The sequence below is a fragment of the Acidobacteriota bacterium genome, assembly GCA_016716715.1.
In the GTDB taxonomy this organism is placed as follows: domain Bacteria; phylum Acidobacteriota; class Thermoanaerobaculia; order UBA5066; family UBA5066; genus Fen-183.
Window position 1 is genome coordinate 37,051 of the sequence record JADJVE010000001.1, and the last position, 21,333, is coordinate 58,383.

Here is a 21,333-nt window from a genome sequence, read left to right on the forward strand (position 1 = left end):
GAGGCCGAGGAGGCGGCAAAGGCGCTTGGCGTCCTCGATCTGCGGAACGAGGTCGTCCGGCATCGCCGCGCGCTGCGCCTTGTACGCGGCGTCCAGCTCCTCGCGAAACGTCTTTTCGTACCGGTCGAAGCAGACCGCAACCGCGGCGGGCTTGCGGTCCGCGACGTACTTCCGCCACATGTTCAGGAAGCCGTAGACCGCGTTCGTGGGCCTGCCGCCCGGACCCGTGAGGCCGCGGATCGCGTAGAACGCGCGGTAGAGATAGTTGGACGCGTCGATCAGCGCGAGCGTGGGCCGTTCGGGGTTCGCCATCGCGGCGAGTGTATCCGCGGCGCGTGCCAGAATCGCGGGCCACGTGAGCGATAAATGGAACGGCCGCGACGCCGCGCTCGCCGCCGTCGTCTTCGCGACCCTCTCCCTCCTCGGGCAGCACACGTGGGGCACCGTCGACGCGATCCAGCGCTTCGCCGTGACGCGGTCGCTCGTCGAGCGGGGCTCGGCCGTGACGCCGGAGTTCGGCCCGGTGAAGTACGCGCCCCTTCAAAGCGTCCTCATGATCCCGACGTACCTCCTTGGAAAGGGCCTCGGCGTTCTCGCGGGCTCCGACCCGCGGCGGGTCGGCTACCGCGTGACGGCCTTCCTCTTCACCCCGCTTCTCGTCACTCTCCTCTGCGTCGTCTTCCGGCGCGCCGCGGTCCGCGCGGGCGCGAGCAAGGGCGCGGCGCTTTTCGGCGTCTTCACGCTCCTCTTCACGACACTTCTCCTCCCGTATTCGCGGCTGCTGTTCACCGAGCCGCTCAACGCTCTTCTCGTCCTCGTCGCGGCGTCCGCTCTTCTCGACGCGAGCGGCGGGGCTCGCGGGCGCGGCGCGGCGCCTCGCGGCGTCCTCCGCGCTCCTCGTCCTGAACGGAGCGCTTTTCATACCCCTCGCGATCGCCCAGATCGCCTTCGGTGCCGAGCTGGCGCGGGGGGGGGGGGGGGGGGGGGGCGCGCCCCCGGGGGGGGGGGTCCCCCCCGGGGGGGGGGGGGGGGGGGGGGGGGGGGGGGGGGGGGGGGGGGGGGGGGGGGGGGGGGGGGGGGGGGGGGGGGGGGGGGGGGGGGGGGGGGGGGGGGGGGGGGGGGGGGGGGCCGTGGGGCCCTTGCGCCTCGGACCGGCGACGCCGGTCTCGGCGTTCTACGCCCGCCGCCTTCGCCGGATACCCCTGGCGTTTACGCAACGTGGGATTCCTTCGAGGGGGCTGGTGCTGGGGCCCGCGTTTTCTTCTGCCTCCGTTGCCGGTCCTCCCCCCGCGGTTCCCCGTGGCGGACGCCCGGCTGCCCCTTCGCGGTCGTCCTTGCGCTGCCGTTCGCCGTCGGCTTCGCCGTAAACGCCGCCGAGGACCTCGGCTCGTGGAAGGACTGGGAGAAGGCGAGGTTCGGATCCAGCGCCGTCGATTACAGGCGCTCCGTCTTCGAGCCGCGCTACGCCGCGCTCCCGCATTCCGTCGAGGCGGGGCGCGCCGCCGCGCGCCTGCCGCTCTTTTGCGCCGTGGCCGGCGCGTCGGCGTTCGCGCTTTCGAAACTGGCATCCCGACGGGAGGCCGGCACGTAGAATCGGGGCGAGGCGCGATGTCGGCTCTCCCGTCTCCCCGGTCCTCTTCGTCCCTTCCCGCGGCGCCTCCGGTGACGAACGGGCGGGTCGCGTCCGCGCTCCTCGCGCTCGCGTCCGCGGAAGACCCCCTGAGCCGCCGCGCCGCCGAGTACCGCGCGGCCGCCAGGACCCTCCGCCAGCTCGACACGGACCTCTTCGGGCGCCGTGTCGCGGTCGCGTCGCTCCCGGGCGTGTCGCCCCGCGCCGCCGACGCGATCGCGTCATTTCTCGCGTGCGGCTCGGACGAGAACGTCGGCGACGCCGTGGCCGCGATGCTGGACCGCGCCGACCCTGCCGCCCACAGGAAGGCGGACTTCCTGTCGCGGGCGGACGTGGACCGGATCCTCTCGGCGCCCGGCGGAATTTCGCACGCGGACCTGCGCGGCGACGCCCACCTCCACACGGACCGCTCGGACGGCCGGATGCCGCTCGCCGCGCTCCACCGCGCCCTCGAGGCGCGCGGCGACGCTTACGCGCTCCTGACGGACCACGCGCGAGACTGCGCCGTGGCGGGCGGCCTTTTCCCCGCCGACTTTCGCGCGCAGCGGCGCGAGGCCGACGCCCTGAACGAGCGCGCCGGAACGTTCGCGATGTTCGTCGGGGCCGAGGCGAACATCGCCGAGGACGGCTCCCTCGACGTGACGCCGGCGGGCGTGCCGGAGCTCGACGCGGTCGTCGCGTCCGTCCACACGGACCTCCGAGGCACGCGCGACCAGACGGCCCGGCTCGTGCGGGCCGTCGAAACGCCGGGCGTCGCCGTCCTCGGCCACCCGAAGGGGCGCCTCTACGACATGAGGAGCGGCGTGCGAGCCGACTGGCCGCGCGTTTTCGCTGCCGCCGCGGCACGTGGAGTGGCCGTCGAGCTGAACGGCTGTCCGGAACGGCTCGACCTTCCGCCCGCGCTCGCGAGGATCGCGGAGGCGGCGGGCTGTCTCTTCTCGATCTCGAGCGACGCGCACGCGGCCGCGCACCTGTCGTTCCTCGACTACGGACTCGCCGTCGCGCGTCTCGCGGGCGTCCCTGCCGGCCGCGTCGTGAACACGTGGTCCCGCGACCGCTTCGCGGACTGGCTCGAGGAGCGGCGAGGCTCCTGACGCTCAGTCGTAGATGATCGAGCCGGGGTCGAACTTGTCCCCGGTGTCGGGGCCGCTCCACGTGCCGTGGTTCAGGTCGTAGTGCCACCCGAAGGACGTGTACGGGAACCGGAAATACGTCGCGATCGTGAGAAGCACTTTTCCCCACAGCGGCTTCTCGGGCACGCCGACGGCGAGGAGGATCTCGCGCAGGTTCAGCCCGATCTCGATCCCGATGTTGCGCTGGCGGAGCGGCTCGTCGGAGTACCGGTAGCCCTTGCTGCCGTACGTGGCGGACAGGAGGAGAAACCGCGCGGGCCCCGGCTTGAGTCCGACGCGCGGCAGGAAACCCGCGAGCTTCAGGTCGGCGGAGTAAATCTCCTTCGAGTAGTCGTCGCCGTAGCCGCCGTACCGGCAGCACTCGTCCGGGACGAGAGCCTTCACGTAACCGAACCGCAGCCCGACCGTGTCGTGAAGGCCCCACGCGTCGATGCCCGTTGCGACGAGGGAACCGATCGTGTTCGCGGCGATGTCTTCCCACGCGAAGCCGTACTGCGAGTACCCGTCGCCGACCTCGATGAGGGCGCCCGTCAGCGCGACGACGCCGAGCGCGAGCGCGCGGGCCTCGCCCGGCGCCTTGCCGACGGCGCGGTACGCGGCCTGGAGCGCCTGGGTCGAAACGTACCCGAGGAAGATGTGCGACGCCTTGTCCGCGCCGCCTGCGTACGTATCGCTCTGGAACCAGCGCTCGTTCGCGACCGTGAACGACGACCGGCTGTTCACCCGCCACCACGTGAAGTAGCCGAGGAGGGGCGCACCAATGACGACGCCCGCCGTGATCGCCGTCGTCTTCGTGTCCCAGAAGCGCGGCGCGGGCGCCGGGGAGGCCGCGGGCGGCTCGTCGGCGGGTCCGGGGTCGAGACGGAAGCCGGGGGACGGCTCGAACGCTTCGGCAGGGCGGTCGAATCCGAGGACGGCCGCCGCGGCCGGGCGCGCGAGGACGAGGAGCGCCAGGACGGCTGCGGCCGTGCGCGGGGGCCGCGGCGTCACGCGGCCAGACCGCGGGAGCGGGCGATCGCGCGCGTCTTTTCGAGCGCCTCGCCCGCCGTCTTCTCCATCAGGTCGGCGTCCTCGCGGAAGCCGCGCAGCAGCTCGGGGTCGGCTACGCCGGGCAGGTTGATCCGCACGTTCGCGAGCGCCGCGAGGACCGCCGCCCACGAGGCGAGCGCGCCGGCCCAGGCGTCGGATGCCGCGTTCGGGTTCCCCTTCTCGAGGATCGCCGGCGCGTTCTTGAGGGCCTCGTGCGCGAAGAACGCCGTCTGCATCGGCACGGCCGTCGCGAGGACGTTCGCCGCGTCGATCGCCTTCTGGCGCGCGGCCTTGTCGGCGTCCGTCTCCTTCGGGAGGCGGCGGGCGGCGAGAACGGCGTCGAACGCCTTCGTGTCTTCGTCGATGAGCTCGACGAGCTTCGCGCGCGCGTCGTCCAGCCGGTCGACGAGCGGAGCGAGGTCCTCCCACGCGGACTTGTACTTTTCCTTGCCGAGCGTCAGGCGGACCACCATCGCGAGGAGCGCGGCGCCGTTCGCCCCTCCGGCGGCGGCGGCCGAGCCGCCGCCCGGAGCGGGCGCGTCGGACGCAAGGGCGGCGGCGAATCCTTCGACGGAAAGGGAGGCGAGGCGGCTCATGCGTTCAGCGTAGCAGGCCGCGCTGGACGACGTGGCGCCCGCCCGCGATCACGTCCGTCACGAGGCTGACGCCCCAGTGGTAGACGAGGTGCTCGACAGCCGGGCCGTCGAGGAGGACCGCGTCGCCCGCCTTCCCCTCCTCGAGCGTGCCGCGGCGCGCGCCCTCGCCGAGCGAAGAGGCGGCGTTCAACGTCATCGCGGTGAGCGTCTCCTCCACCGTGAGACCCATGCCGACCGAAGCAAGGAACGCGACGGCCGGGAGCGACTCCGTGTAGGACGAGCCGGGGTTGCAGTCGGTTCCGAGGGCGACGGCGACGCCCGCCGCGATCATCTTTCGGGCCGGCGCGTACCGGTTCATGCGCAGGAAGACGGACGTGCCGGGCAGCAGCGTCGCGACGACGCCGGCGGCGGCCATGTCGGCGATGCCCTCGTCCGTCGCGAAGAGGAGGTGGTCCGCGGATGCGGCCTTCATCCGCGCCGCGAGCGACGCGCCGCCGAGCGGCGTCAGCTCGTCGGCGTGGACGCGCGGAACGAGCCCGAGGGATCGACCCGCCTCGAGGATCTCGGCCGACTCCGCAAGCGAGAAGACGCCTTCCTCGCAGAAGACGTCCGCGAAACGGGCGCCCCCTTCCGCGAGGGCCGGAAGAATCTCGTTCAGGCACTCGTCGACGTAGCGTCTCCGGAGCGCGTCCGAGCCCCGGCGCTCGGGCGGCAGCTCGTGCGCGGGGAGCGCGGTGGGCGCGACACCGACGGCGTGGCCCTTGGCGCCGGCAAGAATCGCGGCGAGCTGCTTCTTCTCGTTCGGGAGGTCGAGGCCGTAGCCCGTCTTCGCCTCGCAGAACGTCGTCCCGTGCGCGAGCATGCGGTCGAGGCGCCCGCGCACGTTCGCCGCGAGCGTCTCGACGGAGGCCGCGCGCGTTGCGTTCATCGTGGCGACGATGCCGCCGCCCGACGCGGCGATGCCCGCGTACGTCTCGCCCTTCAGGAGCCGGTTGAACTCGTCCTCGCGGAAGCCGTCCCACGGCAGGTGCGTGTGCGCGTCGACGAAGCCGGGGACGGCGGTCTTGCCCCGCCCGTCGAGGATCGTCTCGCCGGGCAACGGCGCCTCGCCGTAGCGCCTCACGAATTCCGTGTCTGTGCCGGCGAAGGCGATGCACCCGTTCTCGAAGCGCAGGGCCGCGCTCGTGACGCGCCGAATCGCGCCCTGCGCGGCGCCGGCGCGGGCGGAGGTTCCCTCAGGCGTCGCGAGCTCCGCGAGGCGCCGGACGGTGAGGACGCCGGTCAGCCGGCCTCCCCTTCCTTCCGTTTCGGACGGTGGACGGAGACGGAGGCTTCCATCTCGTCCTCCTCCTTGTCGAACTTCAGGACCTGCTGGAAGAGGTCGAGCATCCCCTGGAACTTGATGTGGAAGTTGCGGCGCTCCATGCGGAGCTCGCGGATCTTCTTCTCCGTCTCGGCCATGCGGTCCATCGCCTGCTGGACCATCTTCTCGGCCTTCGTCTCGGCCTCGCCGACGATGCGCCCGGCGTCCTTCTCGCTCGTCTCGCGCAGGCTGTCGGCCGAGCGCTGGGCGAGGAGGAGGGTTTCCTTGAGCGTCGCCTCCGTCTCGCGGTGGCGCATGTTCTCGTCCTTGAAGCGGGCGTTGTCGCGCTCGAGCTCGTCCAGCTCGCGCGACATCTCCTCGAAGTCCTCCGCGAGCGCCTCGAGGAACTGCGACACCTCGGCCGGGTCGAAGCCGCGAAACTTCTTCGGGAACTGCCTCTTCCGGATCTCCAGGGAGCTGATGGTTGGCCGCATGCTGCGATTATAAACCCTTTGCCTTCAACTCAATGGACGGTATTCGACCCCACGACCGTGAAGCGGCGGCGGCGGAACGGGTTCCGGACGCGCGGAAAGCGCGGCCCGCCGCGCGGGCCGCGGACGAAGAGCCACGCGACCGGCAGTCCGCCGAGGACGAAGAGGAGGCGGAGCGAGCCGGTCCTCGAGCTCGCCGAACACGAGATGATGAACGCGAGCGCCGCGAACGCGAGGCGGGTCATCGGGAAGACGCCGAAGAAGAGAAGACTCTGCGAAGGTCCCTCGAGCATCCACGCGAAGATCAGGGCGACGCCGGTGCGAGGCCCGCCCCGCCTCCGACGAAGACACCGAGAACTCCGGCGGCCGCCGTGGCGGCCGCGAGGAACGCCGCGAACCGCCGCGAGCCCCACCGCGGCTCCATCTCGCTGCCGAGGCTCCATACGAGCAGGAGCGAGAAGAGGACGCCCGAAATCGACGCGCCCACGACGGCGTAGGTGAGAAGCCGCCAGACCTGCCCGGCAAGGACGGCGCCCGGCGCGAGGACGAGCCACGCCGCCGCGACCGGCCACGCGAGCGTGAGCAGGTAGCCCGCGGCGACGAGCACAATCAGCGCGCGCGTGACCGGCGGGATCCGCCGCCAGCCCGGCGGCGTCGCGAAGCGCATCTGGGTGGTCGGCCTCATTCCCTCCTCACCTTCTAAGCAATCTCTTTCTTCGTTTCTCGTGCTCCGAAGATCGCCGAGCCGACGCGGACGAGCGTCGCGCCCTCCTCGACGGCGGCCTCGAAGTCGTCGCTCATTCCCATCGACAAACCGGCGAGCCCGAGCGATTCCGCCAGCGTGCGCAGCGCCGCGAAGTGCGGCCGCGTGTCGCCGGGCGGCGGGATCGCCATGAGGCCCTGAAGCTCGAGGTTCGGGAGAGTCCTCACGGCGGCCACGAGCGCCGGGACCGCTCCGGGCTCGACGCCCGATTTCGTGGCCTCGCCGCCGAGGCGCACCTGGACGAACGCGCCGAGGCGCTTTCCGAGAGTAGCGGCCGCGCGATCGAGCCGGCGGGCGAGATCTTCCGGAATCGATCGTCTGGACGACGGCCGCGACCTTCGCGGCGCGGTTCGCCTTGTTGGACTGGACCGGACCGATCAGGTGCGCCGCGCAGCCGGCGGGGAGGAGCGGGAACTTCGTCTCGGCTTCCTGGACGCGGTTCTCGCCGAACGACGTGACGCCCGCCGCGTGCGCGGCGAGAAGGTCGTCGAGCGGGTAGGTCTTCCCGACGGCGACGAGCGTGACGGACGCGGCGTCGCGTCCGGCGCGGCGTGCGGCCTCCGCGATCCGGCCGCGCACCTCGGCGACGCGCGCGGCGATCTCGCCCGGCCGGGTCACGCGGGCGTCCCGGCCCCCCGGAGGTGCCGCGCCTCGACGTCGAGGGCGCGGTTCGCGAGGGCGTCCGCCTCGCGGTTCTCCGCGCGCGGCACGTGAAGGACGCGCAGCCGGCGCACCTTCCGCGCCTTGGCCCGCGCCGCCGTCAGGTATTCCGCGAGGTGCGGCGCCTTCATCCGGTACTCGCCGGAGAACTGCCTGAGGACGAGCTGGCTGTCCGCGCGGATCTCGACGTCCTCGGCGCCCGAGGCGACCGCGAGGTCGAGCGCCGCGAGGAATCCGCGCCATTCGGCTACGTTGTTCGTCGTCGTGCCGAGCACGTCGGCCTTCTCGAGGCCGGAGGGAGACCAGACGCCGTACGCCGACGGCCCCGGGTTTCCCCGCGAGGCCCCGTCGAAGTAGAGGACGAGTGGAGCGGCGGCGGAAGCGGGAGCGGCGCCACCCGCGCGTCGCCCCGCGGCCGTCACGCGCCCGCCCAGTAGAGGATGCGCTTGCAGCTCTCGCAGGTCACGGTCTCGCGGGCCAGCCGGAGGTCCGACAGCAGCTGAGGCCGGAGACGCACGTGGCAGGCCGAGCAGGCGGCCGTCTGGGTGCCGACCATGTCGATTTTCGCGACCGCGACCCCCGCACGGACGCGCGCGAGCCGGTCGAACGTGGACAGGAGCCGGGCGTCGAGCTCGGCGCGGAGCGCCTTCGCCTGCGCCTCGGCCTTCTCGATTTCCGCGGAGAGGCCGGCCTGCTCGGCGCGCCACTCCTTCATCTGCTCCTCGTAGCTCGCTTCTTCGGCCGGGAAGGCCTCGTTGCGGCGCTCGAGCTCCTCCGCGGCCGCCGCCGCGGTCTCCTCGAGGGCGAGGATCTCGTCCTCGCGCGTCCTCACGTCGCGCTTCACGACGTCGAGCTCGTTCAGGAGGGCGCCGTACTCGCGGTTCGTCTTGACCGTCTGGAGCTGCCCCTGGTACTTCTTGAGCTTCTCGTTCAGGTCGAGGATCTCGCTTTCGAGCGCCTTCTTGCGCTCGGCCGCCTTCGCGAGCGTTTGCTCGGTCTCCTCGCGCTGCTGGCGCGAGTCGCGGTACGCCGCTTCGATGTGCGCGAGGTGCTCCGGCGTCTGCCCGCGCTTTTCGGTCTTCAGCTGGACCTCGATCAGAACTTCCTGAAGGAGAAACAGCCTGTCCAGTGCTCCCATGGTGCCCGTGCTCAACGTCCCGCTCCCATCTCTCGTGGTGTCACGAAGAAACCCCTGAAAACGAAAAGCGGGCGCCGAACGGCGCCCGCCTGGACGAACCCCCGGCGCTCGAAAGCGCCTGCGGGATCGGAATGAATTCGTCGCAACCGGATTGTCGATCTCCCTCTGCCAAAGGCCTGGTGGGTCCGCCTGGATTCGAACCAGGGACCCGCCGGTTATGAGCCGGTGGCTCTGACCGCTGAGCTACGGACCCCGACGGCCGAATTCGAAGAATAACACGGCGGGCAATTACTGCCCGACGTCCACGAACGGGCGCAGTTTCTTGGCCCGGCTCGGGTGACGGAGCTTCCGAAGCGCCTTGCTCTCGATCTGCCGGATGCGCTCGCGCGTGACGTTGAAGCTCTTGCCGACTTCCTCGAGCGTGTGCTCGGAGCCGTCGCCGACGCCGAAGCGCATGCGGAGCACCTGCTCCTCGCGCGGGGTGAGCGTCTTGAGCGTACGGCGCGTCTGCTCCTTGAGGTTCGCGACGATGACGGCGTCGATCGGCGAGATGACCTGGCGGTCTTCGATGAAGTCGCCGAGGTGCGAATCCTCCTCCTCGCCGATGGGCGTCTCGAGGGAGATCGGCTCCTGCGCGATCTTCATGATCTTCCGAACCTTCGAGGCCGGCATGTCCATGCGCTTGGCGATCTCCTCGGCCGTCGGCTCGCGGCCGAGCTCCTGGACGAGCGAGCGCTGCGTGCGCGTGAGCTTGTTGATCGTCTCGATCATGTGGACCGGGATGCGGATCGTGCGCGCCTGGTCGGCGATCGCGCGCGTGATGGCCTGGCGGATCCACCACGTCGCGTACGTCGAGAACTTGTAGCCGCGGCGGTACTCGAACTTCTCGACCGCCTTCATGAGGCCGATGTTCCCTTCCTGGATCAGGTCGAGGAACTGGAGGCCGCGGTTCGTGTACTTCTTCGCGATCGAAACGACGAGTCGGAGGTTCGCGACGATGAGCTCCTGCTTGGCCTGGTCGGCCTCGTCCTCGCCCTCGCGGATCTGCCGCATCGTCTTCTTGATCTCGTCGTGCGAGACGCCGTACTTCTCCTCCAGATCCTTGAGCATCTGGCGGTACTTGGAGACGCGGCGCTTGTAGAAGTCGCGGCGGACCTCGTTCTTCTCTTTCTTGATGTTCGCGAGGTCCTGCCGGATCGTGGCCTCGGGCATCGCGAACTGCCGGTCGATGTCCCGGAGGATGTTCACCATCCGGAGCAGCGTCGCAGGCGTGAAGTCGATCGCGTGGATGAGGCGCGCGATCTCGGAGATGCGGCGGTCGATCGCCGGGTCGACGACGGGCACGGGCTTCGTCGGCGGGACCGGCTTGCCGCCCGCCTTCTGGTGCGCCTTGGCCTGCGCGAACGCCTTGACCGTGAGCTTCTTCGGCTTCGGCGCCGGCTTCTTCTTGTCGGCCAGCTTGCGCAGCTCGCCGTCGAGCTTCGCGATCTTCTTGAAGTGCCCGAGGATCCCCTCGATGCGGTGCGCCGTGCGCGGGTCGATCTCGTCGGCGTCCTCGAGGGCCGCGGCCGCGAACTCGAGGAATCCGCGCGCGACGTTCTTGTCCTTCTTGGCCTGCTCGACGATCCGGAGGATCTCCTCGAGCACGACGCGGTTCGTCGAGAGAGCGCGGTAGATCTTCGCCTCGCCGTTCTCGATGCGCCGCGCGATCGAGACCTCGCCCTCGCGGTCGAGGAGCTTCACGGTGCCCATCTCGCGCAGATACATCCGGACGGGGTCGTTCGTCTTCTCGACGGTGGCCGGGTCGGGAACGGTCGTCTCCGTGCCCGGCGCGGCGGCCTTCTTCGTGGCCTTCTCCGGGACGTCGACGACCTCGATCCCGAAGTCGCCGAACCGAATGTAGATCTCGTCGAGCTCCTCCGGAGCGTTCGCGAGCTCCTCGGGCAGCGCCTGGTAAATCTCGTCGTACAGGAGATACCCGCGCTCCTTGCCGAGGTTGATCAGCGTCCGGACTTCGGGATGTTTTTCTTCTACGGTCACCGGTGTCTCACTTCCATGCGCTCCGGCCTCTCCGGGGCGCTACTCAGATTCGTCTCGCGGTCTCGGCTTTGAGTTCCGCCTTGAGGCGGCGGATTTCCTCGACCAGGTCCTGTTTCTTTCGCGTCGCCGCGTCCCCCGCCGGTCGGTCTCCGGCTGACGAGGCGCTCTGGATGTCCGGCTGGAGGTTCTTCGCAGTCTCCTCCAAGAGGCGTATCTTCAACTGCATCAATGGGATATGAATGCGGCTGAGCCCCTCCGAGCCTGCCGTGCTTCCGCCGTCTGTCCTCTGGTTACCCTCCCGCAGGAGGAGCTGTGCGGCCACGGGCCCCGCGTCCGCTCCAAGATGTGTCGTAAGTGACGAAAAATCAAGGGTCTCGGGCTGAGACGCATGCTCTTTCAGGGCCGTAAAGACTTCGCGGGCAATCGGATGTGAAAAAAGCTCGACAGGGATGCGCCCCACGAGCGGGGCGCTCTCGGGCCAATCGGAGAGAACGGCTGAAAGGACCCGGGCCTCCTGCTCCGGTAGCTCCTGTTGTGACGCCACCGGCTCTTTCCTAACCGCCGGAGGCGCGGGTTTCTTCCCCTCGGCTGCCCCGGCCCCCTTCGCGAGCACGGCGAGCGGGACGCCCGCCCCCCGCGCGAGGCCGCTCAGGAGCTCGTGCCGGAGGACCGGGTCGGAGGCCGCCGAGAGGATCTCGGCCGCCTCGCGCAGCTTCCCCGCCCGCTCGACCGCGTCGCTCCCGGCCGGCGGGACCCCCGCGAGAAGCGCGTCGAGAAGCGGTTTCGCCGCGGCCACCTCGGCGCGCAGCGCCTCGGCGCCGTGCGCGGCCAGAAACGAGTCCGGGTCGTGACCGTCCGGCAGGGCCAGGAGTTTCACGTTCGCGCCTCGCGCGAGAAGAAGCGGGAACGCCTTGAACGCCGCCGCGACGCCGGGCGCGTCGCCGTCGTACGCGACGACGACCGTCGCGGCGTGCCGCGCGAGGAGGTCGGCCTGCGCCGGCGTGAGCGCGGTGCCCATCGAGGCGACGGCCCATCCGACACCGGCCCTCTCGCACGCGATGCGGTCGAAGTAGCCTTCGACGAGGAGCACGGCGTCTTCCTTCCGGATGGCGTCGCGCGCGCGGTCGAGGCCGTAGAGGAGCTTCCCCTTCGAGAAGCGCGCCGTCTCGGGCGAGTTCAGGTACTTCGGCTGGTCGTCGCCGAAGGCGCGCGCGCCGAATCCGAGGATCTCGCCGCGGGCGTCGCGGATCTCGACCGTGAGGCGGTTGCGGAAGCGGTCGTAGACGCGGCCCGTCTCGGGGTTCTTCTGCAGGAGACCGGCGTCGACGAGCGCCTCTTCCGTGAAGCGCGCGCCGAGGCTGTTCTTGAGCGCGTCCCACGATTCGAGCGCGGCGCCGAAGCCGAAAGCCGCGCCCTCCTCGGGCGTGAGGCCGCGCTTGGCGAGGAGCGCCCGCGCGGCCGGGTGCTTCTCGATGTTCGCGCGGAAGAACGCCGCCGCGGCCGCGAGCGCCTCGGAAGCGCGCGTGTCGCGCCCGCGATCCGCGCGCGTCCCGCCGCGGCGCACGGGGAGCGTGATTCCGGCCTGGCGCGCGAGGTACGCGACGGCCTCCGGGAAGTCGAGGCGCTCGGTCTCGCGCACGAACGTGATCGCGTCGCCCTTCGCGCCGCAGCCGAAGCAGTAGTAGAAGCCCTTGTCCGGATGGACGTAGAAGGACGCGGATTTCTCGCCGTGGAACGGGCACAGGCCTTTCCACGACTTCCCCATCTTCTTGAGCGACGTCGTGGCGCCGATCAGCGCCACGATGTCCGTCGCGGCGAGGACGTCGCGCTTGACGTCGTCGTTGATGTCGTACTGCTGGTCAGACATCGAGCCTCGCGATCGTGACGGCGGGGCCGCCTTCCGACGCGTCGGCGTAGCGGAAGGACGCGACGCCGGGATGCGACGTGAGGAACTCTCGCACGGCGGCCGCCAGGCGGCCCGTGCCGTGGCCGTGAACGAGGCGCAGCGCGCCCTTGCCCGAGAGGAGGGCGTCGTTGATCGCGCGCTCGACGAGCGGGAGCGCCGCGTCCACGCGCTGGCCGACGAGGACGAGCTCGGCCGTGGCGACGACGGCGGGGGAGGACGCCGAGAGGTCGGAAGACCCCCCCGGGCCCGCGCGGCCTGCGCGTTCCAAGTTCGGTCGGCTTGCCGGGACGGCGGAAGCGGGAGAAAGCGATTTCACGTCCACGCGCATCCTCTTGCCCTTGACCTCGACCTCCGCCTCGCCGCGCGTCCCGAGCGTCAGCAGCCTTCCGACCGCTCCGAACGGCGCGACCCGCACGTCCATACCCGGCGCCACGGGCCCGGACGGCGCCTCGGGCTCCTCCTCGCCGAACAGGCCGAGCGCCGCCTCGCGCGCGCTCTGCGTGACCGTCATGAGCGCGCCCTTCGACACGCTCCGGCCGGCCCGGAGGTCCTCGCGCATCCGCTCGAGCTCCTGGCGCGTCTTCTCGCGAAGCGTGAGGAGCGCCTTCTCGATCTGCTCCTTCGCCTTCTCCTTGACCTTGGCCCGGTCCGCGGCGAGCGCGGCCTTCTCCCTTTCGAGCTCGGCTAGGCGCGCCTGCGCCTTGAGCGTCGCCGTCCGGGCGGCGTCGGCTTCCTCGCGCGCGCGGCGCGTTTCGGACTCGAGCCGCGTGAGCGCCGCGTCGGCCGCCTCCCACTTGTTCCCGAGCCGCGCCTTCGCCGCCTTCAGGACGCGCGCCGGCAGGCCCGCACGCTCGGCGACGGCCAGCGCGCGCGAGCGGCCGAACGCGCCGGGCCGGACGCGGAACGTCGGGCGGCCCGCCTTCTCGTCGAACTCCATCGCGGCCGAGAGGACGCCCGGTCGGTCCTGCGCCCATTCCTTGACGGCCGAAAGGTGAGTCGTGGCGACCGTGAAGCCGCCGCGCGCGAGGTCCTCGGCGAGGACCGCGATCGCGAGCGCGGCGCCCTCGTCGGGGTCGGTGCCGCTCCCGAGCTCGTCGAGGAGGACGAGGCTCCGGGGCGTCGCCTCGGCGAGCACGCGCGCCGTGCGCGTCATCGCGGCGGCGAAGGAGGAGAGATCGCCGAGAAGGTCCTGGGCATCGCCCGCGACGACCAGGATGCGGTCGAAGACCGGAAGCGTCGAGCCGGCGCCCGCCGGGATCGCGAAGCCCGACTGGGCGAGCAGCGAGAAGAGCCCGGCCGTCTTCATCGCCACGCTCTTGCCGCCCGCGTTCGGGCCCGAGAGGAGAAGTGTCCGCGTGCCCTCCGGCAGATCGAGGTCGAGCGGCACCGCTTCCGCGTGGCGCTCCTCGTCCTCGCCGAAGACCTCGGCGCGCAGCTGGGCGAGACGCTTGTCGAGAAGCGGGTGGCGCGCGCCCCGGAGGACGAGGCGGTCCCCGAACTCGGGAAAGACGCCGCCGGAGGCAGACGAAAACTCCGCGCGCGCCTGCGCGGCGTCGAGCTCCGTCAGGATCTCGACCGCGGCGGCGAGCTCGGGGCGGCGCTGCGCGAAGCGCGCCGTGAGAGCGACGAGGATGCGGTGGACCTCCTCGCGCTCTTCTTCCAGCGCTTCGGAGAGCGCGTTGTTGTCCTCGACGACCGCGAGCGGCTCGACGAAGAACGTCTGGCCCGAGCCCGACTTCTCGTGCACGAGACCCTGCACGGCCTCGCGGCGGTCCGAGCGCACGGGAAGGCAGTAGCGCCCGCCCTTCTCCGTCACGTAGCCGCCGGAGAGGGCGTCGCCCTGCGCGCGCGCGAGCTCGTCGAGCTTCTTCACGAGGTCGCGGCGCAGACGCTGGATCGCCGAGCGCAGCGCGTAGAGCCGCGCCGACGCCGTGTCCTTGATCCGGCCGTCCGGCTCGAACGTCGGCTCACGCTCGGCGAGGAGGTCCTCGAAGTCCGCGAGCGGGCGGAGAAGCTCCGTCAGCGCCGGAAGGTCCGCTCCCTCGACGGGCACGGCGACGCGCGCGCCCTCGGAGCGCTCGACGAGGAGGAAGAGGTCGAGGAGGTCCTCGGGGTCGAGCGCGCGGTTCGCGGGGCCGAGGCGCGCGACGAGCGGCGCGCCCTCGTCGACGCCCGCGAGAGCGATGGCGGGCCTGAGCGCGCGGCGCGCGAGGAGGTCGCGCGTGACTCCGAGGCGCCGCGCGACCTCGAAGGGGTCGGCCGAGGGCTCGGACGCGAGGAGACGGATCCGGCCCCGGTCCGAGGAACAAAAACGCCCGGCGAGCCGCAGCACGCCGGGCCAGTCGAGTTCGGAGTGAGCCGGAAGAGGTGACACCAACCGGGAATCTACATCCCGGTACGGCGCTCTTCGGCGAGTTTGCGGAGCATCTTCTTGCGGGCGGCGATGGCCTTGCGTTTCCGCTTGGCCGAGGGCTTCTCGTAGTGCTGACGCTTCTTGAGCTCGGAGAGGATGCCGGACTTCTCGCACTTGCGCTTGAAACGGCGCAGGGCGTTCTCGAACGACTCGTCCTCTTTGACGTGGATCAGCGGCACTTTTGGAATCCCTCCTTCCGCGCCCCGACTGGTCCGGACGACGGTCCCCGGACACGGGCAAACCCCACATGCTAAGCGGCCAGGGGGCTCCCGTCAATCAGGAGGCCAAGGGCGGGCACAAGTCGTGTTGTCTGAATATAATGCCGGGACACGACGCCACACGGGCCCTGGATTGGCGCCGTCAGGAGACGTATGTCGGTGGATCCCGCCGCGACACGCCGGTTGATCGAATCGCTGTCCACGCACCTCGAGGACCACCTCGCGACGTGGAAGTCGGGTCTCGTCGACGCACGCCGGGACATCGAGTCCCTGCTCGCGGCCCTGTCCGACAAGATCCCGGCGCAGGCCAAGCCCCTCTTCCCCGAAGACGTCGTCGCCCTCATGCTCGAGGACGCCGCGCCCCCCGCTCCGGCGGCGGCCCCCCCGGCGCGCGCCGCCGCCCCCGCCGCGCCCGCGCAGGCCGACTGGACGGTCGTCCGAGGGTCGCTCGCCGCCGTCGAGTCCGCGCGCACGCAGGTGGACGTCCTGTCCCGCTTCCTCGCGCAGACGCAGGCGCACGCCTCGCGCGTCGCGCTCCTCGTCCTGCGCAACGACCGGCTCACGGGCTGGAAATCCGTCGGCTACGACGCGACGGGCGGCCGCGACGAGGCCGTGCGCGCCGTGGACCTCTCGACCGAGGACGATCCGTTCGTCGCGGCCGTGCTGAAGGGCCAGCGCTCGATGCTCGCCGAACCGCCCGACGAGAGCTCGCCGCTTCGCCGCGCGCTCTCCGGCCCGGCACCCGCGCGGACACTCCTCGTGCCGATGGTCATCCGCGACCGCCTGGCTGGCCTCGTCTGCGCCGACGAGCTGCCCGGCGAGGAGGGCCGCCTGAACGAGGCGGCCATCGAGGTCCTCACGTTCGTCACCGGCCTCGCCGTGGACCTCCTTGCGGCCCGCAAAAAGATCCCCTCCCCGACGCTCACGCCCACGGGCGAGAAGATCGCGCGCTTCGAAGTCGCGTCGGCCGCATCGCCCGGAGCCACCGTGCAGCTGCCCGCGCAGGACCTCGACGCGCTTTCGATGGCGCCGCCCGCCGCGACGATCGCCGCGCCTCCACCTCCTCCGCCGCCGGCCATGACGGTCGCGGCGCTCGAACCGCCGTCCGCCCCTCCGGCCCGGCCGCGCCCGACCGACGCACGCGAGGCGCTGCGCGCCATCGAGGAGTCGGGCAAGCGACCGGTCCCGAGCCTGAAACACACGTTCTCGGACCCCGGCCTCACGAGCCAGATCCCGTCGATGGCGACACCGCCCCCACCTCCGCCGATGCCCGCGCCGGCGGCGGCGGCAACGTCCGCCCCGGCCTCGAGCTCGATCTCGTACCCGTCGCTGCCGCTCCCGCCCAGCGTGACCGCGCCGCCTCCTCCGGCCGGCATCCCGTCGCCGCTTTCCGGCGCATCGACCGGCGATTTCACCGGCGCGTTCGAGGCGCTTCGCGCGTCGAGCGCGGCCATGCGCAGCGCTTCCCCGGCGCCCGCTCCCGGCGGCGAGGACGTGACGGTCCAGAAGCCCGCTCCGCGCACGGGCGCATCCGCCGTGCTGCCTCCGAAGGATGCGGGCGGCGTCCGCCCGATCTCCGGCTTCGTGCCGCGCGGCCGCGCCGGTCAGGCGGAAGGGCCGCAGCGCTCGCTCGACGACGCCCGCCGTCTCGCGCGCCTCCTCATCTCGGAGATAAAGCTCTACAACGAGAAAAAGGTCGACGAAGGCCGCGCCTCGTCCGACCTCTACGAGCGCCTCAAGGACGACATCGAGCGGAGCCGGCAGGTCTACGACGAGCGCACGCCGGAGCACATCCGCCGCGAGCACGACTTCTTCAGGGACGAGCTCGTCCGCATCCTCGCGGACGGACGCGCCGAGTCGCTCGGGCCGATGGGCTGAGCGGGACTCCCTGAGCCCCGCCGCCCTCGCGCTCCTCGCGGCGCTTGCCGCTTCCGGACCTCCGCCGGACGCGGCGGCCGCGCTCGCACCTGGAGCGCCGAACCTCCCGGCCCTGCGCCGCGGGTTCGCGACTGCAGCGGCCGCGCTCGCGCGTGGCGACGGGTCGGCGCCCGCGCTCGTGGCCGGCCTCGACGGAACGCCGCTCGGCCTTTCGGGCCTCGCGGCGTGGGTGGGCCTGTCGGCCAGCATCCCCGCGAAGAGGACCACCCTCGCCGCTCTCCTCGCGTACGCGTCCGGGTCGGACGAGGTGCTCGCCCGCGAAGCCCTCGGGGAGGCCGCGCACCTCGCGGCGACCCCCGCCGACAAGCGCGCCGTGCGCGAGGCGCTCTCCGCACGGAAGGAGCCCGACCCCCGGCACGCTCGCGCCGGAATCGCGCGCGCGCTGGCGCTCGCCCGCGTCGCCCCGTCGCGCGACGAGACCCGGCTCCTGCTCGGCGCGGCGGGCGGCACCTGGCCGGATGCCCCCGAGCGCGCCGCGGATCTTTTCGACGAAACCGATCGCGCCGCCTTCGACGCGGCGATGAAGGTCGCGCCGCCCGCCGCCCGCGCGGCCCGCGCCCGCGCCGTCGCCTCGCGCGACCCGAAACAGGCTGCGGCGCTTTTGAAGTCGCTCGGCCCCAATCCGCCTGTCTCCGTGCGGACCGCCGCGGCCGAGGCCTGGCTGCACGCGGGCAGTCCGAAGGACGCGCGTCGCCTGCTCGCCCTTCCGCCGCCCGACGGGCTCGGCGACGCGGAGGTGCTGCACCGCGCCGCACTCTCGTGGCTCGCCGAGGCGCGCAGTCTCATCCCGCCGTCGCCCCGCGCGGCACGGCGCAGTGCGCGCGGAAAGAAGCCGGCGCCCGCGAAGGCACCGCCCGCGCTCACGCCCGCCCAGCGCTCCGCGGCCGATCTCCGCCTCTCCGAGCTCACGGCGCTTCTCGCGCAGCCGCTCGCGGAGGACGACCGCCGCCGGCTGCTCGAAACCGGCGTGCGCCTCGCGCGCCGCGTGAACCGCACCGAGCAGGCGCGCACCCTCCTGCTGCGTCTCCTCGAGATCGACCCCGCGAACGACGCGGGCGCAGCCGAGGCGTTTCGCGACACGTTCGACCTCTACACGGCGGGCTCGTACGCCGAGGCCGCTCGGGCCTTCGAGGAGCAAAGCGCTCTGTGGCGCGAGGTCGGCGTCAAGCGGCGCGCAACTTACTGGGCCGCGCGGTCGAGGGAGCGCCTCGGCGACGCGGACGGAGCGCGTTCCCTCTACGCGAACCTCGTCCCCGGCGCCGCGCCCGACCTCTATGCGCGCTGGGCCGCCGCCGCGCTCGGCGTGGCGCTCGCCGTGCCCGCGACCGCCCCCCTCCGGAACTCCGCGGCCGAGAGCGACACGCCGCTCGCTCCCTCGCGCGAATTCATGTCCTGCGGCTTTCCCGACCTCGCGGGCGACGCCGCCGAGCTCGAGGGCACGCTCGACCCGGTGTTCGCGGCGCGTGTCGCCGCCGGGACGGGCGACTACCGGCGCGCCGCCGGCCTCCTCAAGCGCCGCTACCCGGAGCTCGGGACGCCCGAGGAAGGCGGCGTGCCCGCGGAGGCGCGCCGCGCGTACTACCCCGTCGCGCACTCCGGCATCGTCGAGCGCGAGGCGCAGCGCGTGGGCCTTCCCGCCTCGCTCCTCTACGGCGTCATCCGGCAGGAGAGCGTCTTCACCGCGGACATCCGATCGAAGGCCGGCGCGCTCGGTCTCATGCAGGTCATGCCCGCGACGGGGAAATCGATGAACCGGCGCGAGAACGGCTCGAAGAGCCGGCCGGATCTCAGGGACCCCGCCGAGAACGTGCACCTCGGCGCCGCGTACCTGCGCGACCTCCTCGCGGAGTTCCACGGCGATTCGGCCGCCGCCGTGGCCGCGTACAACGCGGGGCCGGGCCGCGTGCGCTCGTGGAAGAGGGCCGCGGGCGGCGCGCCGATGGACGAGTTCCTCGAGGGGATCCCGATCACGGAGACGCGCGTCTACGTCAAGCGCGTCCTCTACTTCCAGAGCGCGTACGCCGCGCTCTACGGGCTCCCGCTCGACACGCCCGTGCCGCGCCTCGAGACCGGCGCGCCCGCGGCGCCGTAGCGCCTCAGGCCTTCTTCAGCGTCGCGAACGCGGCGAGCGCCGCGGCTCGTGCCGCCGCGTGGTCGACGACAGGAGCGGGGTAGTCGGCAGGCGGGGTCGCGAGCGTCCACGGCGCGTGGAGGTCCGCGGCCTTCGCGTCGACGCGTGCAAGCTCGGGGATCCACCGCCTCACGTACGCGGCGTCGGGATCGAACTTCCGGCCCTGCAGGACGGGATTGAAGATGCGGAAGAACGGCTGCGCGTCCGTCCCGCAGCCCGCGGCCCATTGCCAGCCGCCGTTGTTCGAGGCGGGGTCGCCGTCGGCGAGGTGCCTGCGGAAAAACGCTTCGCCCCGCCGCCAGTCGACGAGGAGATCCTTCGTGAGGAAGGACGCCACGACCATGCGCACCCGGTTGTGCATCCAGCCCTCCACAGCGAGCTGCCGCATCCCCGCGTCCACGATCGGATAGCCCGTGCGCCCTTCCGTCCACGCCGCGAAGCGCCTCTCTGTCTCGTCGCCCGCGCTCCACGGGAACGCGTCGAAGTCCTTCCGGAAGCTTTCCGCGAGAACTCGCGGAAACGCGTGGAGGATTCCCGCGTAAAACTCGCGCCAGGCGAGCTCCTTGACGAACGTCTCGATACCTCGCCTTCCTTCGGGAGAGGCGTCCTTCCACGCTGCCCGCGCTTCGGCGAGGACACGGCGGATTCCGATCGTCCCGAAGCGCAGGTGCGGCGAGAGACGCGACGTGCCCTCGAGATCAGGCCGATCGCGCTCCCCGGCGTAGCGGAAGAGCGCCGACGCGCGGAACGCGTCCCACGTCCGGCGCGCCGCGGCGGCGCCGGCCTCCGGGTTCGCGGGCGCTCCCCTCTCGCGGAACCCCCGCGGCTTCTCGAGAGGAATCGAAGGGAACGCGGGGGAGAGGACCGCGTCCGGCGCCGGAACGCGCACGGGCCCGGGAACGGGAGCGGGCTTGTCGGCCTCGAGCCAGCGGCGCGAGAACGGCGTGTACACCGTGAAGGGCTTGCCGTCCTGCGTCGCGAGCTGCCCGGGCGGAAGCAGGAGCAGATCCTCGACGGCGTGCAGCGCGGTCCCCTGCGCCGCGAGCGCATGGCGCGCCTCCTCGTGGAGGGCCTTCCCGTGCGGCTCGTGGTCCGCGTGCGTGAAGACCGCGTCCGCGCCGGTCTCGCGGCAGAGCGCCGCGAGCGCGTCGCCCGCCGGTCCCTTCCGGACGACGAGGCGGCCGCCCTTCCCTTCGAGCGCGGCCGCGAGCTCCCTCAGCGACGCGACAAGAAACGCGAGGCGGGGCGGTGAGAAGTCCTCGAGCAGGTAGTGGTCGTCGAGGACGAACACGGGAACAACCGCGTCCGCGGCCCTGAGGGCCGCATCGAGGACGCGGTTGTCGTCGAGGCGGAGATTCCGCCGCAGCCAGACGACGGCAACGGGCACGCGCGCGAGTCTACGCGGCGATCGTCGGAGCCCGGCCCGGAGCCTTCAGAGCGACCTTCCGGCAGGCGCCGCAGAGACCCCAGATCTGGTGCGAGTGCGACGTCGCGACGAAGTCGTGCTCCTTGCAGACCGCGTCCTGCCTCTTCTCGATGGCGCCGTCCACGAACTCGACGACCTTGCCGCAGTTCGTGCAGACGAGATGGTCGTGATGCTCGCCCTTGCGGAGCCGCTCGTAGCGGTACTTCTCCTCGTTCAGGCGGACGCGCCCCACGAGGCCGCAGCCGTAGAGCAGCTCGAGCGTGCGATAGATCGTCGCCCGGCTGATCTTCGTGCCGCGCTCGCGCATGCGGCTCACGAGGTCGTCGGCGTCGAAGTGCCGGTGCGTCGAGAAGATCTCGTCGAACACGGCCGTTCTCTCGCGCGTGACCTTGAGGCCTTTGCGCTTGAGGAATTCGTCGAAGACGCGGCGTTCGTCGGTGTTTCCGCTCATGGTGAGAGGAACGATGCCCCCCCGGAAATCGGAAGGGAATGGTGCAGTTGCATCTGAGTCCAGACGC

17 protein-coding genes, 1 tRNA gene and 1 pseudogene are annotated in these 21,333 nt (G+C 71.8%); 3 read left to right on the forward strand and 16 right to left on the reverse strand.

What is annotated here, in order from left to right; translation table 11 throughout:
• Positions 1-1,608 precede the first annotated feature (1,608 nt).
• Entirely contained in the window at positions 1,609-2,724 is a 1,116-nt protein-coding gene (locus tag IPL89_00190; protein MBK9061618.1) for a hypothetical protein, read from the forward strand.
• A gap of 3 nt (positions 2,725-2,727) precedes the next feature.
• On the opposite strand, the gene IPL89_00195 is transcribed toward IPL89_00190, so the two are convergent.
• The 14 genes and pseudogenes from IPL89_00195 to rpsU all read right to left on the reverse strand — a co-directional run bounded on the left by IPL89_00195 (position 2,728) and on the right by rpsU (position 15,281).
• Positions 2,728-3,753, reverse strand: a complete 1,026-nt coding sequence (locus tag IPL89_00195) for a DUF2279 domain-containing protein (protein MBK9061619.1) — start codon at positions 3,751-3,753, stop codon at positions 2,728-2,730.
• Positions 3,750-4,388, reverse strand: coding sequence for a cyclodeaminase/cyclohydrolase family protein (locus IPL89_00200; protein ID MBK9061620.1), 639 nt, complete (start codon positions 4,386-4,388; stop codon positions 3,750-3,752). Before IPL89_00200 ends, IPL89_00195 begins: the two co-directional genes overlap by 4 nt.
• A 4-nt stretch (positions 4,389-4,392) precedes the next feature.
• Entirely contained in the window at positions 4,393-5,673 is a 1,281-nt protein-coding gene (locus tag IPL89_00205; protein ID MBK9061621.1) for an imidazolonepropionase, read from the reverse strand.
• Positions 5,670-6,185: a DivIVA domain-containing protein gene (locus IPL89_00210; GenBank protein MBK9061622.1), complete on the reverse strand. Its 516-nt coding sequence runs from the start codon at positions 6,183-6,185 to the stop codon at positions 5,670-5,672. Before IPL89_00210 ends, IPL89_00205 begins: the two co-directional genes overlap by 4 nt.
• Before the next feature lie 29 nt (positions 6,186-6,214).
• Positions 6,215-6,475, reverse strand: a complete 261-nt coding sequence (locus IPL89_00215) for a hypothetical protein (protein ID MBK9061623.1) — start codon at positions 6,473-6,475, stop codon at positions 6,215-6,217.
• A gap of 11 nt (positions 6,476-6,486) precedes the next feature.
• Positions 6,487-6,867 carry a rhomboid family intramembrane serine protease gene (locus IPL89_00220; protein ID MBK9061624.1) on the reverse strand — a complete coding sequence of 127 codons (381 nt, stop codon included), beginning with the start codon at positions 6,865-6,867 and terminating at the stop codon, positions 6,487-6,489.
• A gap of 14 nt (positions 6,868-6,881) precedes the next feature.
• Positions 6,882-7,563 (reverse strand): annotated as a pseudogene (locus IPL89_00225) (YggS family pyridoxal phosphate-dependent enzyme).
• Positions 7,560-8,027, reverse strand: a complete 468-nt coding sequence (locus IPL89_00230; protein MBK9061625.1) for a ribonuclease HI family protein — start codon at positions 8,025-8,027, stop codon at positions 7,560-7,562. The pseudogene IPL89_00225 and the gene IPL89_00230 overlap by 4 nt, the downstream one beginning before the upstream one ends.
• Positions 8,024-8,758: a hypothetical protein gene (locus tag IPL89_00235; GenBank protein MBK9061626.1), complete on the reverse strand. Its 735-nt coding sequence runs from the start codon at positions 8,756-8,758 to the stop codon at positions 8,024-8,026. Before IPL89_00235 ends, IPL89_00230 begins: the two co-directional genes overlap by 4 nt.
• A gap of 162 nt (positions 8,759-8,920) precedes the next feature.
• Positions 8,921-8,996, reverse strand: a tRNA-Ile gene (locus IPL89_00240).
• Positions 8,997-9,031: 35 nt separating this feature from the next.
• Complete coding sequence (rpoD, locus tag IPL89_00245) at positions 9,032-10,783, reverse strand: RNA polymerase sigma factor RpoD (GenBank protein MBK9061627.1); 1,752 nt, start codon at positions 10,781-10,783, stop codon at positions 9,032-9,034.
• 43 nt (positions 10,784-10,826) lie between these two features.
• Positions 10,827-12,650, reverse strand: a complete 1,824-nt coding sequence (locus IPL89_00250) for a DNA primase (GenBank protein MBK9061628.1) — start codon at positions 12,648-12,650, stop codon at positions 10,827-10,829.
• Positions 12,643-15,063 (reverse strand): Smr/MutS family protein, encoded by a 2,421-nt coding sequence (locus IPL89_00255; protein ID MBK9061629.1) that lies wholly within the window; start codon positions 15,061-15,063, stop codon positions 12,643-12,645. The genes IPL89_00250 and IPL89_00255 overlap by 8 nt, the downstream gene beginning before the upstream one ends.
• Before the next feature lie 11 nt (positions 15,064-15,074).
• Positions 15,075-15,281, reverse strand: a complete 207-nt coding sequence (gene rpsU, locus IPL89_00260) for a 30S ribosomal protein S21 (protein MBK9061630.1) — start codon at positions 15,279-15,281, stop codon at positions 15,075-15,077.
• A 198-nt stretch (positions 15,282-15,479) separates the two neighbouring features.
• On the opposite strand from rpsU, the gene IPL89_00265 reads away from it, so the two are divergent.
• Entirely contained in the window at positions 15,480-17,198 is a 1,719-nt protein-coding gene (locus tag IPL89_00265; GenBank protein MBK9061631.1) for a hypothetical protein, read from the forward strand.
• Positions 17,199-17,376: 178 nt separating this feature from the next.
• A complete protein-coding gene (locus IPL89_00270) occupies positions 17,377-19,350 on the forward strand; it encodes a lytic transglycosylase domain-containing protein (GenBank protein ID MBK9061632.1) in 1,974 nt (657 codons plus the stop codon).
• A gap of 4 nt (positions 19,351-19,354) precedes the next feature.
• Here the strand turns inward: IPL89_00270 and IPL89_00275 are convergent, their stop codons facing one another.
• Complete coding sequence (locus IPL89_00275; GenBank protein MBK9061633.1) at positions 19,355-20,776, reverse strand: deoxyribodipyrimidine photo-lyase; 1,422 nt, start codon at positions 20,774-20,776, stop codon at positions 19,355-19,357.
• 10 nt (positions 20,777-20,786) lie between these two features.
• Entirely contained in the window at positions 20,787-21,266 is a 480-nt protein-coding gene (locus IPL89_00280) for a transcriptional repressor (protein MBK9061634.1), read from the reverse strand.
• Positions 21,267-21,333: the final 67 nt, after the last annotated feature.

Bases quoted from the DNA above. Each gene is read 5' to 3' on its own strand.
- IPL89_00280 (MBK9061634.1), bottom strand. From the start codon at position 21,266: ATGAGCGGAAACACCGACGAACGCCGCGTCTTCGACGAATTCCTCAAG.
- IPL89_00190 (MBK9061618.1), top strand. From the start codon at position 1,609: ATGTCGGCTCTCCCGTCTCCCCGGTCCTCTTCGTCCCTTCCCGCGGCG.
- IPL89_00200 (MBK9061620.1), bottom strand. From the start codon at position 4,388: ATGAGCCGCCTCGCCTCCCTTTCCGTCGAAGGATTCGCCGCCGCCCTT.
- IPL89_00220 (MBK9061624.1), bottom strand. From the start codon at position 6,867: ATGAGGCCGACCACCCAGATGCGCTTCGCGACGCCGCCGGGCTGGCGG.
- IPL89_00250 (MBK9061628.1), bottom strand. From the start codon at position 12,650: ATGTCTGACCAGCAGTACGACATCAACGACGACGTCAAGCGCGACGTC.
- IPL89_00210 (MBK9061622.1), bottom strand. From the start codon at position 6,185: ATGCGGCCAACCATCAGCTCCCTGGAGATCCGGAAGAGGCAGTTCCCG.
- IPL89_00215 (MBK9061623.1), bottom strand. From the start codon at position 6,475: ATGCTCGAGGGACCTTCGCAGAGTCTTCTCTTCTTCGGCGTCTTCCCG.